Here is a 12,580-nt window from a genome sequence, read left to right as displayed (position 1 = left end):
CAGCCGCAGATTCCCCTACGGCTACCTTGTTACGACTTAAGCCCCCTTGCGAAGCCCAGATTCGACCTGGCAACCCAGGCCTCATCCGGACCTCACTCGGGTGCTTTGACGGGCGGTGTGTGCAAGGAGCAGGGACGTATTCACCGCGCGCTTGTGACACGCGATTACTACCGAATCCAGCTTCATGTGGGCGAGTTTCAGCCCACAATCCGAACTACGACCGGGTTTCTGAGATTACCGTCCCCTCTCGGGGTAGGAACCCATTGTCCCGACCATTGTAGCCCGCGTGTAGCCCAGCCCATTCGGGGCATACTGACCTACCGTTGCCCGTTCCTTCCTCCGCCTTGGCGGCGGCAGTCTCCCTAATGTACCCAACGACCTCAAGGGTCTTGCTGGCAATTAGGGACGCGGGTCTCGCTCGTTGCCTGACTTAACAGGACGCCTCACGGTACGAGCTGACGGCGGCCATGCACCTCCTCTCTGATCGTCTGACAAGCTCATCACACTGGTCTTCATTCGAACAGTCGGGGCTGGTGAGATGTCCGGCGTTGAGTCCAATTAAACCGCAGGCTCCTCCGGTTGTAGTGCTCCCCCGCCAATTCCTTTAAGTTTCATCCTTGCGGACGTACTTCCCAGGCGGTCTGCTTCTCGGCTTCCCTACGGCACAGCGCTGGCTCGTAGCCAGCGCCACACCTAGCAGACATCGTTTACAGCTGGGACTACCCGGGTATCTAATCCGGTTCGAGACCCCAGCTTTCGTCCCTGACCGTCGGATCAGTCCTCCCGAGGTGCTTTCGCCATCGGTGGTCCGTCCAGGATTACGGGATTTCACTCCTACCCCGGACGTACCCCTCGGGTCTTCCTGTCCCAAGCCGAGCAGTTTTCGCCGGACGCCTACCAGTTGAGCTGGTAGATTTCCCGACGAACTTGCCCGGCCGGCTACGGACGCTTTAGGCCCAATAAGATCGGCCATCACTCGAGCTGCCGGTATTACCGCGGCGGCTGGCACCGGTCTTGCCCAGCTCTTATTCCTGTACCGCCTTAGGGTACAGAAAAGCGAAGGCACTATGCCTCCGCACTCGGAGTCCCCCTATCGCACTGTCGTGCAGTGTAAAGGTTTCGCGCCTGCTGCGCCCCGTAGGGCCCGGAATCTTGTCTCAGATTCCGTCTCCGGGTTCTTGCTCTCACAACCCGTACCGATTAATGGCACGGTGGGCCGTTACCCCACCGTCTACCTAATCGGCCGCAGCCTCATCCTACGGCGTCGGAACGTTTCCGGCTCCCGGCGTTCCAGCATGGGAGCAGTATCCGGGATTAGCCTCAGTTTCCCGAGGTTATTCCGGTCCGTAGGGTAGATTGGCCACGTGTTACGGAGCTATTCGCCACGGGCCTGAACCCGTGCGACTAGCATGGCTAAATCGGACTCCGATAGCAATGGCCTCCGGCAGGATCAACCGGAATGTTCCTCCCCGTGAGGGGAGGGGGTGGCGGGAAGTCACGCGCGAAGCGCGACTTCACCATTGCGTGGTCCATGTTCGGCGACACCGATCGGGTGACACCGAACTATCGAGGCTCACATCAGATACCGTCTTGCGGCGGACCGCAGGGGCGGAATCCTCATCTCTTGCGGATATCAACGTACTTCGCCAGGGGACTTAACCCCTTCGAAGCCCGTCGACGAGGCGAACCGCGGCGGGGTTGAACCGCCTCGACTCGCGTCGTGTCTTCGCATTGCATCCGATGCCTTTGCCGTTGATAAGGGCATCGGAACGAACTTCGACACACCCCGAAGGGGTGTGCCGTGTCGCCCGGGGCGTCCCGTGCGACCTTCGCATTTCTTCGAATGGCAGGGGAACATAAAAGGCCGTCGTCTCGATCCCGCCGCGTCATGCGGTTTCACGGAACGGCATAGTCATCAACTGCCTATGATGTCGCCCGTGGTCAGCCGGATGAGCGGTCGACCGAGGGCCACGGACGGGCCTGATCAGTCCCGGTGTTGTGACTGGCGGACCGAGTATCAAAGAACGGACAGTGCGTAGATCAGCTCTCGAGGTGCTCGATGCCCTTCTTCGACACGTTCGCCTCGGTGATCTCGGAAGGCATCCAGTCGGGTTTGTTGTCCGGCGCGGACTCCCGCCAGGACCATCCCTCGTAGATGTGGACCTTGTCGGTCCCCTTCTCTCGGAGCCGGAGTTCCACTCGTTCGGCCGCGTCCTCGGAGCTCGCCGGTTCGAGCCGGCGGGCGGCCTTCAGCGCAGCCTGTCGCGGCGTGTTGCCGGAGAAGACGCTCTCCTCGGTGCCGTCACCCTCGCGTAGCGCGAAGTTCCGCTTACCGTCCTCACGTACCATGGTTTTTCGCCTCCGTGTGAATCGAACACACACTGTATGATAAACGTATCGGGGAAATAATCCCATCATCGGGAAAAGGTTCATATGCTCGGTGCGGCGAGCGCGGAGTCCTCGGGGCCGGCGGCGGCGCCTGACCGCCACAGTTGACTGGTGGTTTCAGCTCTCAACGGCGTGCCCGCAGCGGCGTCCGTCCCGCGGATCCGGAACCGGACGGTCGTAAACAACACTTATGTGTCTCGTCGGGGGACCCACGGAGTACCGAAGCCGATGGTCCGGAAGAAGACGCTCAGTCCGAGTGGTGCCAAGGACGAGAACGGCGAGTACCACAACGTCCACGTGAACCTGCACGAGGACGAGCTCGCGGTCGCCGGCATGGATATCGGCGACGAGGTGTTCGTTCGCGTCCGCGACGGCAAGATCATCATTCAGAAGGCGGACCCCGACGAGGTAGAACACGACTTCTGAGTCCGGACAACCCCCGCAGTTCAAGAGCGTGCCCGCTCTGAGACACGGGCGAGCACCGCAATGAGGGCCTACGATCTCGCGAAGCCGGCGCTGTACGCGCTCCCCGCCGAAACCGCCCACGAGACCACTCAGCGACTGTTGCGCGCCGTTCAGGGAACACCGATCCAGACGCTTCTCCGCGATCGATACGCCGTCAGCGACGAGCGGCTCGAGACGGACGCGTTCGGCGTCGAGTTTCCGACGCCGGTCGGCGTCGCCGCCGGCTTCGACAAGAACGCCCGGGTTCCGCGGGCCCTCGCGGCACTCGGCTTCGGTCACGTCGAGGTCGGTGGCGTCACCGCCGAGCGCCAGCCGGGGAATCCCCGTCCGCGGATGTTCCGACTGCGGGAGGACGACGCCATCGTCAACCGCATGGGCTTCAACAACGAGGGAGCCGACCGGGTCGGCGATCGCCTCGACCGCGAGCCCGCGCCCGAGGTTCCCCTCGGCGTCAACGTGGGCAAGTCGAAGTCGACTCCGCTGGAGGACGCCGCCGACGATTACCTGTACACGTACGAGCGCGTGGGCGCACACGCGGACTACGTCGCCGTCAACGTCTCGTCCCCGAACACCCCCGGCCTGCGCTCGCTACAGAACCGCGAGTCCCTGGAGCGGATCCTCGGGACCCTCTCGGACGCCGGCGCCGACCCGCTGCTCGTGAAGTTCTCTCCGGACCTCCCCGAACCCGCCGTCGAGGAAGCGCTCGCCGTCGTCGACGACCTCGGTCTCGACGGTGTCATCGCGACGAACACCACGACCGATCGCCCCGACGCCCTCCGGAGCCCCCAGCGGGCAGAGCGGGGCGGGCTCTCGGGCAAGCCGCTCGAGGCGCGCGCGACGAGCATGGTCCGGTTCATCGCGGAGCGCACGGACGTGCCGGTGGTCGGCGTCGGCGGTGTCTCCGACGCCGCGGGCGCGTACGCGAAGATCAGGAACGGCGCGAGCCTCGTCCAGCTGTACACCGGCCTCGTCTACGAGGGACCGAGCGTCGCCCGCGACATCAACGAGGGACTGGCGAGGCTGCTGGAGCGCGACGGCTTCGACTCCGTCGCCGACGCGGTCGGCGCGGACCTGTAGCCGGTCAGACGCCGAGCGTGACGAGCAGGACCGCCGCCGAGACCACTCCGAGGCCGACGCCGACGGCCGCGAACGCCGGCCGGGAGCCGACCCCGTTCAGGTCGTCTCCTCGGACCAGCGGTCCCCCGAATATCCACAGCACGCCGACGCCGACGAGGATCGACAGTCCGGCATCCGAGAGCGCGCCGTTCGCGTACTCGACCACGCCGACCGCGACTTGGCACGCACCCGAGAACGCGAACCCGCCGAGTGAGAGGACGCGCACGTCCGGGTTCATCCGATCAGCACCCCGAGCGTGAGTACGGCCGAGACGACGCCGGACGCGACGCCGACGGCGACGAACAGGGGCCGGGTCGCGAGGCCGTTCAGGTCGTCGCCGCGGAGCAGCGCGCGGGCGAACACGCCGGCGACCAGCAGTCCGCCGAGTACCGAGAACAGCGGGTTCGCGGGGGTGTCGCCGCCCGCGTACATGGCGGCGCCGAGGAGAACCTGTGAGACGCCGGCGACGACGAAGCCGCCCAGCGAGAGGGCACGTCTGTTCACGGGTGAGCGTCCGGCCGCGGCGAGAAGACGGTTTGGGTCGACGAGGGCGCGCGCCGACTACTCGTCGCCGTGGACGATAACGACCGCGTCCTCCGGCTGGAGCAGTTCCCCGGTTCCGGAGTATCTACGCTCGCGGTCGACCTCGAACAGGTCCGCGCCGAGCGTCTCGCCGGCGACGTGCAGTTCGCCGTCGACGATCTCGTAGTCGTCCTGCGCGAGCGCGGCCTCGATGTCACCGACCTGCTCGCCGTACTTCGGACCGACCTGCGCGTAGTCGAGGTCGATGCCGACGATCACCGACTCGACCTCGGGCTCCTCGTCGAGGACGGCGAGTTCGCCGACGTTCATCACGCCGCGGACGTCGTCGGCGAACGCCGCGAGGTCGCCCTCGCCGTACACCTCGACGCGGTCCAACTCGGCGTTGAGCGGGAGGCCTCGCTCGCTCTTGTACCGGCGCAGCGCACCCACGACGGACATCGCGGCGACGCCGGCCTCGTGGTCGGCCTCGACGCCCAGCGGCTCGGGCCAGTCGCGCAGGTGGACGGAGTCGAAGTCGTCGCCCGCGCGGTCCTCGGCGTACATGTCCTGCCACAGTTCCTCCGTGACGTGCGCGAGCATCGGGGCGAACAGCTTCAGGAAGCGCTCGTGGGCGACCGACAGCGTGTACCGCGCCGCGGGGTCGTCGTCCTCGGCCTCCCGGACGCGCGTCTTGGCGACCTCGAGGTAGTCGTCACAGAACGTGTGCCAGAAGAAGCCGCGGAGGTCGTCCCGGGCCTTCGAGAACTCCCGTCGTTCCAGTTGCTCGGTGAGTGTCTCGGCGAGCTCGTCCAGCTCGGCGAGCAGCCACCGGTCGAGCTCCCGGAGGTCGTCGTGTTCGAGGTCGGGCCGCTCCTCGCGAGCGTCGCCGACCAGGGACTCCACGAGCTTCGAGGCGTTCCACAGCTTCTGGAGGAGCTTCTCGCCCGCGCGCAGCCCCTTCTCGTTGTACGGGAGGTCGTCGCCGATGGCCGAGCCGGCGGCCCAGAAGCGGGCGGCGTCGACGGGGTACTCGGCGAGCACCTCCCGCGGGAGGACGACGTTGCCCTTCGACTTGGACATCGCCTCGCGGTTCTCGTCGAGCACCATCCCGTTGATCAGCGTCTCGTGGAACGGCACCTCGTCGGTGTGCTCGTAGCACTTGACGAGGGTGTGGAACAGCCAGAAGCTGATGATGTCGTGGCCCTGCGGGCGCATGTCGAACTGGTACAGCTCCGGGTGCTCCATCGTGTACTCCTCGGCCTCCCCGTCCCAGTCCCAGCCCGCGTTGATGAGCGGCGTCAGGCTGGAGGTGGCCCACGTGTCCAGCACGTCGTCCTCGGGAACGAACTCGTCGTGACCGCACTCCGGACAGGCGTCGACGGGCGGGTCGTCCGAGAGCGGGTCGACCGGGAGGTCGGCCTTGTCGGCGATGATCTCCTCGCCGCAGTCGTCGCAGTACCACACCGGGAACGGGATCCCCGAGGAGCGCTGGCGGGAGATGAGCCAGTCCCACTGCAGCCCCTCGACCCAGTGCTCGTACCGGGAGAACATCTTCTCCGGGAACCACTCCATCTCCCGGCCCGCCTCGAGGTACTCGTCGGCCTTGTCGAGCATCCGGATGTACCACTGCTCGGTGACGAGGAACTCGATGCTCGTGCCGCACCGCTCGTGGACGTTGACCGTGTGAGAGATGGCGCGGCGGTCCAGCAGCGCGCCCGCGTCGTCGAGGTCCTCGACGATGGCCTCGCCGGCCTCCGTCGAGTGCATCCCCTCGTACCCCTCGGCGACCTCGGTCATGTGGCCGGACTCGTCGATGGCGACGCGCAGGTCCAGGTCGTGGATCTGGTACCACTCGATGTCGTTCTGGTCGCCGAACGTACAGCACATGACGATCCCCGAGCCGGTCTCCATGTCGACGCCCTCGTCCGCGAGGATCGGGACCTCGTGGCCGAACAGCGGGATCTCGGCGGACTCGCCGACGAGGTGTTGGTTCTCGTCGTCGTCGGGGTGGACGAAGACGGCGACGCAGGCGGGGAGGAGTTCCGGCCGCGTCGTCGAGATGGTGAACTCCTCGTCACTCCCAGAGACGCCGAAGGCGATGTCGTGGAAGTGGCTGTCCTGCTCGTCGTCCTCGGTCTCGACCTGCGAGATGGCCGTCTCGCATTCTGGACACCAGATCGCGGGTGCCTTCTCGCGGTACTCGCGGCCCTGCTCGTACAGGTCGACGAACGAGAGCTGGGAGATGCGCTGGACGCGCGGCTCGATCGTCTGGTAGGTGTGGTTCCAGTCGACCGAGACGCCGAGTCCCTGAATGTTCTCGGTGAACTGTGCCTCGTAGTCGGCACACACCTCGCGGCACTTGCGCTGGAACTCCCGGCGCTCGAAGTCCTGATGGCGGATGTCGAGCTCGTCCTCGGTGAGCCGCTCGGAGGCGATGCCGTTGTCGTCGTAGCCGAACGGGAAGAACGTCGTCTCCCCGTTCATGCGCTCGAATCGGGCGACGAAGTCCTGCAGGGTGAACCCGTACAGGTGGCCCATGTGGAGGTCGCCGGATACCGTCGGCGGCGGGGAGTCGATGGAGAAGACGGTGTTCGGGTCGGTCGCGGCCTCCTCGTCGTACGCGTACGTCTCCTGGTCGACCCAGCGCCGCTGCCACTCGGGCTCTGTGGTCTCCGGGTCGTAGTCCCCACTGGGCATTTCACACGTACTTCCCCGGAACGCCTGTTAAGCGACTCGGTTGTGGGAGGGAGCGGCACACGGTCGAGCGCGGTCGCGGTGCCGTGGTGCCGCGGAGGCGACCTCGACCCCCGGCCAACGGTTATGCCCCGCCCGAGCGACACGGCGATCATGACCACGGCAGTCATCGCGGGCGTCGGCCCGGGACTGGGCGAGTCGATCGCGCGGCGGTTCGCCGCGGAGGAGTGCGACCTGGGGCTGATCGCCCGCAGCGAGGGCTACATCCGGAAGCTGGCCGACGACCTGCCGACGGCGGCGGTCGCGGCGCCGGCGAACCTCGCGGAGCCGACCGACGTCGAGGCGGCGTTCGACCGGATCCGCGCCGATCTCGGCCCCGTCGACGTGCTCGTGAATCACGCCAGCGCCGCCGGCTGGACGGGGCTGATGGACACGGACCTCGACGCCTTCGACCGGGCGTACGAGGTCGGACCGCGCGCTGGTTTCCTCTGTTCGCGGGAGGCGGTCAAGGACATGCGCGCCGGGGCGGACAACGACGGCACGGCGGGGACGATCGTCTTCACGGGCGCGACCACGGCCGTGCGCGGGCGCGAGGGCGCGGTCGGCTTCTCGATGGCGAAGTTCGGCGCCCGCGGCCTCGCGGAGTCGATGGCGCGAGAGCTCGGCCCGGAGGGGATCCACGTCGCCCACGTCGTGATCGACGGCGGCATCCTCACGCCGGGCGTGGAGACGGACACCCCCGAGGAGTACCTCGATCCCGACGCGATCGCCGACAGCTACTGGCACCTCGTGCAACAGGACCGCAGCGCGTGGACGCTGGAGTTGGATCTGCGGCCGCACGTCGAGGACTTCTAACGAACCTCTTTTCTGAGAGGGGTTTCCTCGGTCGCCTCCGGCGACCTGCGGGAACCCCTCTCAGAAAAACCCGTTCATGTCGTCGGATTCCGCAGGAATCCGACTACTAACCAGACGCCGGGGGCGTCTGGTGATGCCAAAACTTCCGCTCGCTCGGGCTTCGCCCTCGCTCGCGGTACGAGACGGAGTGACCCGACCTCGAATACGACGAATGCTTCCATGAATCCGGCTCACACGAACACGACCACGCCCGATCAACCGCAGAGGGAAAGGTTCATCCGCCGAAGCGCCCCGACCTACTCGTAGTTGCCGGCGCGGTCCGCCGACACGACCCGGCTCGATCCGATCCCTCAGTCCCGACCGATCGCGGACCGCGCCACCCCGAGATCCAACCGCCCATGACGACATCCAACGAATGAAGGTCGCAGACGCCGTCCCGGAGTTCGCCGACGCGTTCGGCTTCGAGGAGTTCAACCGCATGCAGCGGGAGGCGTTGCCGGCCATCCTCGAGCGCGACGACAACGTCGTCGCCGCGGCCCCGACCGCCTCCGGCAAGACCGCGCTCGCGGAACTCGCGATCTGCGAGACGCTGAAGGACGGCGGCACGGCGCTGTTCATCGCGCCCCTCCGGGCGCTCACCAACGAGAAGGAGGCCGAGTGGGACCGCTTCGAGGAGCTCGGCTACTCCGTGTACGTCGTCACCGGCGAGCGCGACCTCAACCCCCGCCGCGCCGAGCGCGCCGACATCCTCGTGATGACGCCCGAGAAGACCGACTCGGCGACGCGGAAACACGAGTCCGCCCGCTACGACTTCATCAACGACGTGGACTGCTGTGTCATCGACGAGGTCCACCTGCTCGACTCCGACAAGCGCGGCGCCGTCCTCGAGGTGACCGTCTCCCGGCTGCGCCGCCTCTGTGACCCCCGCGTCGTCGCTCTGTCGGCGACGATGCCCAACGTCGGCGACGTGGCCGAGTGGCTCGACGCGCCGCCGGAGACCACCTTCCAGTTCGGCGAGGAGTACCGCCCGGTCGATCTGGAGACCGGCGTGAAGACGTACACCCACGGCGACAACTCCTTCGCCGACAAGTACCGCCGGCTGTACCGCGCGCTCGACCTCGCGGAGCCGCACATCCGCGAGGAGGGGCAGGCGCTCGTGTTCGTCTCCTCCCGGCAGGACACCGTGATGGCCGCCAAGAAGGCCCGCGACGAGATCGGCGAGCGCGACCTCGAGATGGGCGCCCGCGGCGACTACGACTTCCACACCGCGGCCAAGGAACTGGACAACGACACGCTCCGGCACTCGGTCGTCGACGGCGTCGCCTTCCACCACGCGGGGCTCTCGAAGAACGACAAGGACCGCGTCGAGCGGTGGTTCAAGGAGGGGAAGATACAGCTGCTGTTCTCCACCTCGACGCTCGCGTGGGGCGTGAACCTCCCCGCCCGCTGTGTCGTCATCCGGGACACGAAGTACCACGACCCGCTGGAGGGCGAGGTCGACATCAGCCCGCTCGACGTGCTCCAGATGCTCGGGCGCGCCGGGCGACCGGGATACGACGACGTGGGGTACGGCTGGGTCGTCTGCGACCGCGCGGACGCCGACAAGTACCGGACCCTGTTGCGGGAGGGCAAGGAGATCGAGTCCCGCCTCGCGGAGGACCTCGACTCGCATCTGAACGCCGAGATCGCCCTCGGGACGATCTCCGGGCTCGACGACGTGATGTCGTGGCTGGAGACGACGTTCTACTACGTCCGCGCGGGCACCGAGCCCGAGGCGTACGACTTCGAGGGGATCCGCGACAGCGTCCGCGACACGCTGGACTCGCTGGTCGACCGCGGCTTCGTCGAGACCGACGACCAGCTCGGAGTGGCGGCGACCACGCTGGGCCGACTGGCCTCGAAGTACTACCTGCGGATGGAGACGGCCGAGCGGTTCGCCGGGCTCGGCGAGCGGGAGGCGATCGACGAGAACGCCGTCCTCCGCACGGTCGCCGCCGCCGCCGAGTTCGACTCCGCCTCCTCGCGCTCGTCGGAGGCCGACGCCGTCGACCGCGTGCTCTCGGACGTGGACACCGATCTGGAGGGCGGCAACCGGAAGGTGCTCGCGATCCTCCACGCGGCGGTCCACGGGTCGACGCCCTCGGACCTCCGGTCGGACGCGTGGATCATCCGCCAGAACGCGCTGCGCCTGCTCGCGGCGCTGCGGGAGTTCGCCGACGCCGTGGCCGGTCCGCGCGCCGCGAACCTCGTCCGCCGGGTCGAGGCGCGGGTCGAGCACGGCGTCAAGCGCGAGGCGGTCGGCCTCACCGCCATCGAGGGCGTCGGCGAGGGACGCGCGGAGTCGCTGTCGGCGGGCGGGCTCACCACCCCCGCGGACGTGATCGCCGCCGGGACCGAGCGGCTCACCCGCGCGGGCCTCTCGGAGGGAGTCGCCGAGCGCGTGGTACGGCAGGCGGAGGACCTCCCGAACGCCGTCGTCGAGTGGGGCGCGTTCCCCGACGCGATCGGAACCGGGGAGAACGAGATGCTGGAGGTCACGGTTCGGAACGTCGGCGGGAGCGCCCGCGCGGGGATCCGCGTCACCGCGAACGGCGTCGAGATGACCGAGAAGACGCTCTACCTCAGCGACGAGACGACCGTCCCGGTCGGCGTGTTCGGCGCGCCCGGCGAGGCGGAGATGCGGTACGAGGTGGAGATCGTTTACCCCGAGTTGCCGTTGCTCCCCGAGACGGACTCGCGGATCGTCCGCGTGGACTGACGGACCGACGCGAACAGCGCCTCCGGGTCGTCCCGGTCGACGACCTCGTCGGCCGCCGAGAGGTCGGTTGCGGCGTTGTGGTCGTCTCGGACGGCGATCGTGTACGCGCCCGATCGAGCGGCCGCGAGCACGCCGTTCTCGGAGTCCTCGACCGCGACCGCGCGGTCGATCGTCCCGCCCAGATCGCGGATCGCCTCCTCGTACAGCCCCGGCTCGGGTTTACCCGGGCCGTCGAACTCCTCGGCGGGCGCGATCAGATCGAACGCGAGCGCGAACCGGTCGAGGACCACCTCGATCCAGTCGCGTGGCGACGACGAGACGAGCGCGACGGGAACGCCCGCGTCGCGGAGTTCGTCGACGAACGCCCGGGCGCCGTCGAGGAGTTCGACGCGCTCGCCGTAGATCGACTCCGCCGTCTCGTCGTACAGCGTCATGAACTCGTCCCTGTCCACGACCACCTCGTAGTGCTCGGCGAGGTAGTCGTAGATCTCGCCGTAGTACATCCCCGTCACCTCGTCGAGTTCGGGGGAGTCGGAGCCGTCAGCGAGCACGCGCGGCAGTATCTCCTCGCGTTCGGCGACGTGCCAGTAGTCCTCGGAGTCGACGAGGACGCCGTCCATGTCGAAGCAGACGACGACTGCGGCGCCCTCGGGCGGCGCCGCGGCGGCCGATCCGGGCGCGGAATCCGGCGCGTCCGACGCCGAGTCGGTCGTGTCCGCGGCGTCCGTGGCGTCGGGGGAGTCGGTTCCGCTTCGCGAGTCGGCGGCGTCGCCGCCGGATGACTCGGACATACCCGACCGTCCGCGCCCGACGGGATGGGCGTTCCGGCCCGCGACGGCGACGCCGGATCCTCTCGATCCGGGTCGACGCCCTCCGAACTCCGCTCGACACTGCGAGGGTCCAAATAGGAAACCGGTACCAGTACCCCCATGGCAGCGACCTCCACCGTCCTCGCGGGCGACTGCACGACGCGGTTCGAGACGACGACCGGGGACACCCGCACCCAGCGCGGGCGCGTCGTCGTCCTCGCGAAGCCCGACCGCACGCTCCTGGTCCACGACCGTTCGGGCTACCAGCCCGTCGCGTGGCTCACGCGTCCCGACTCGCTCACGGTCGAGACCGACGACGACGGCTTCGCCGTCACGGCCCACGACGCCGGCCGCACCCTCACGGTGCGCTCGCACGACGCCGGCGAGGTGGCGGAGCTGCCGGTCAGCGACGCCGGCGTCCCCGTCGGCGAATGTCCCGACCCCGACTGCGGCGCCGCGCTGGTCCGCGCCGGCGGCGACGTGGTCTGTCTCGGCTGCGACGAGGGGTACGGCCTCCCCTCGGGCGCGACGGTCCACGACGACGACACCTGCGACGACTGCGGGCTCCCGCTGATGACCGTCGAGCGCGGCGAGTTGCTCCGACTGTGTATCGACTACGCCTGCGACTCGATGACCGACGCCGTCCGCGAGGCGCTGGACCGCCGGTTCGACTGCCCCGACTGCGGCCGGGACCTCCGCGTCCGGGAGCACCGCGGCCGCGCGTTCCTCGGGTGCGACGGCTACCCCGACTGCGAGACGGCGTTCTCGGTGCCCGCTGGCGTGTTCGCCGGCGAGTGTACCTGCGGCCTCCCGCGCTTCGAGACCGCGACCGGGGTGCGCTGTCTCGACGGCACCTGCGAATCGGACCGGCCGGCTGACCCGGAGCACAGCCCCTGACCGACCGTCGACGACGCGACGCACCCGCGGCAGTGACAGCTTCGACACGCCGTGACACGGCGAGACACACGATCAC

At 68.0% G+C, this 12,580-nt stretch carries 10 protein-coding genes and 1 rRNA gene; 5 read left to right on the top strand and 6 right to left on the bottom strand.

Annotated features, from left to right (window positions below; all coding sequences use genetic code 11):
* Both GRX01_RS02945 and GRX01_RS02940 read right to left on the bottom strand, forming a co-directional pair.
* A 16S ribosomal RNA gene (locus GRX01_RS02945) occupies nucleotides 1-1,461 on the bottom strand; the annotation flags it as partial.
* A gap of 579 nt (nucleotides 1,462-2,040) precedes the next feature.
* On the bottom strand, nucleotides 2,041-2,349 hold the full coding sequence (locus tag GRX01_RS02940; protein ID WP_159663193.1) for a non-histone chromosomal MC1 family protein: 309 nt from the start codon (nucleotides 2,347-2,349) through the stop codon (nucleotides 2,041-2,043).
* A gap of 267 nt (nucleotides 2,350-2,616) precedes the next feature.
* On the opposite strand from GRX01_RS02940, the gene GRX01_RS02935 reads away from it, so the two are divergent.
* The gene (locus GRX01_RS02935; protein ID WP_073310087.1) at nucleotides 2,617-2,814 is read left to right on the top strand and encodes a hypothetical protein; all 198 of its coding nucleotides are present in this window, start codon (nucleotides 2,617-2,619) and stop codon (nucleotides 2,812-2,814) included.
* Nucleotides 2,815-2,874: 60 nt separating this feature from the next.
* Nucleotides 2,875-3,930, top strand: a complete 1,056-nt coding sequence (locus GRX01_RS02930; protein WP_159663191.1) for a quinone-dependent dihydroorotate dehydrogenase — start codon at nucleotides 2,875-2,877, stop codon at nucleotides 3,928-3,930.
* A gap of 4 nt (nucleotides 3,931-3,934) precedes the next feature.
* Here the strand turns inward: GRX01_RS02930 and GRX01_RS02925 are convergent, their stop codons facing one another.
* Genes GRX01_RS02925 through GRX01_RS02915 form a run of 3 tightly spaced genes read right to left on the bottom strand, consistent with a single transcriptional unit; the run spans nucleotide 3,935 to nucleotide 7,188 of the window.
* Nucleotides 3,935-4,207, bottom strand: a complete 273-nt coding sequence (locus GRX01_RS02925; RefSeq protein ID WP_159663189.1) for a hypothetical protein — start codon at nucleotides 4,205-4,207, stop codon at nucleotides 3,935-3,937.
* Nucleotides 4,204-4,473: a hypothetical protein gene (locus tag GRX01_RS02920; protein WP_159663187.1), complete on the bottom strand. Its 270-nt coding sequence runs from the start codon at nucleotides 4,471-4,473 to the stop codon at nucleotides 4,204-4,206. Before GRX01_RS02920 ends, GRX01_RS02925 begins: the two co-directional genes overlap by 4 nt.
* A gap of 57 nt (nucleotides 4,474-4,530) precedes the next feature.
* Nucleotides 4,531-7,188 carry a valine--tRNA ligase gene (locus GRX01_RS02915; protein WP_159663185.1) on the bottom strand — a complete coding sequence of 886 codons (2,658 nt, stop codon included), beginning with the start codon at nucleotides 7,186-7,188 and terminating at the stop codon, nucleotides 4,531-4,533.
* 147 nt (nucleotides 7,189-7,335) lie between these two features.
* On the opposite strand from GRX01_RS02915, the gene GRX01_RS02910 reads away from it, so the two are divergent.
* A complete protein-coding gene (locus GRX01_RS02910; protein WP_394351364.1) occupies nucleotides 7,336-8,040 on the top strand; it encodes an SDR family NAD(P)-dependent oxidoreductase in 705 nt (234 codons plus the stop codon).
* A gap of 415 nt (nucleotides 8,041-8,455) precedes the next feature.
* Nucleotides 8,456-10,798 (top strand): DEAD/DEAH box helicase, encoded by a 2,343-nt coding sequence (locus tag GRX01_RS02905; protein WP_159663181.1) that lies wholly within the window; start codon nucleotides 8,456-8,458, stop codon nucleotides 10,796-10,798.
* Here GRX01_RS02905 and GRX01_RS02900 read toward each other — a convergent pair.
* Nucleotides 10,741-11,589: an HAD family hydrolase gene (locus GRX01_RS02900; RefSeq protein ID WP_267903180.1), complete on the bottom strand. Its 849-nt coding sequence runs from the start codon at nucleotides 11,587-11,589 to the stop codon at nucleotides 10,741-10,743. The two genes, GRX01_RS02905 and GRX01_RS02900, sit on opposite strands and share 58 nt — an antisense overlap.
* Nucleotides 11,590-11,727: 138 nt before the next feature.
* On the opposite strand from GRX01_RS02900, the gene GRX01_RS02895 reads away from it, so the two are divergent.
* Nucleotides 11,728-12,504 (top strand): topoisomerase DNA-binding C4 zinc finger domain-containing protein, encoded by a 777-nt coding sequence (locus GRX01_RS02895; RefSeq protein WP_159663179.1) that lies wholly within the window; start codon nucleotides 11,728-11,730, stop codon nucleotides 12,502-12,504.
* Nucleotides 12,505-12,580: the final 76 nt, after the last annotated feature.

This window comes from Halobaculum saliterrae (assembly GCF_009831625.1).
GTDB classification, from domain to species: Archaea; Halobacteriota; Halobacteria; order Halobacteriales; family Haloferacaceae; genus Halobaculum; species Halobaculum saliterrae.
This window is presented reverse-complemented; position numbering and strand designations above follow the sequence as displayed.

What these genes read in the sequence shown, in the direction of transcription:
- GRX01_RS02940 (WP_159663193.1), bottom strand. Translation starts at nt 2,349, where the DNA reads ATGGTACGTGAGGACGGTAAGCGGAACTTCGCGCTACGCGAGGGTGAC.
- GRX01_RS02935 (WP_073310087.1), top strand. Translation starts at nt 2,617, where the DNA reads ATGGTCCGGAAGAAGACGCTCAGTCCGAGTGGTGCCAAGGACGAGAAC.
- GRX01_RS02930 (WP_159663191.1), top strand. Translation starts at nt 2,875, where the DNA reads ATGAGGGCCTACGATCTCGCGAAGCCGGCGCTGTACGCGCTCCCCGCC.
- GRX01_RS02925 (WP_159663189.1), bottom strand. Translation starts at nt 4,207, where the DNA reads ATGAACCCGGACGTGCGCGTCCTCTCACTCGGCGGGTTCGCGTTCTCG.
- GRX01_RS02915 (WP_159663185.1), bottom strand. Translation starts at nt 7,188, where the DNA reads ATGCCCAGTGGGGACTACGACCCGGAGACCACAGAGCCCGAGTGGCAG.
- GRX01_RS02905 (WP_159663181.1), top strand. Translation starts at nt 8,456, where the DNA reads ATGAAGGTCGCAGACGCCGTCCCGGAGTTCGCCGACGCGTTCGGCTTC.
- GRX01_RS02900 (WP_267903180.1), bottom strand. Translation starts at nt 11,589, where the DNA reads ATGTCCGAGTCATCCGGCGGCGACGCCGCCGACTCGCGAAGCGGAACC.
- GRX01_RS02895 (WP_159663179.1), top strand. Translation starts at nt 11,728, where the DNA reads ATGGCAGCGACCTCCACCGTCCTCGCGGGCGACTGCACGACGCGGTTC.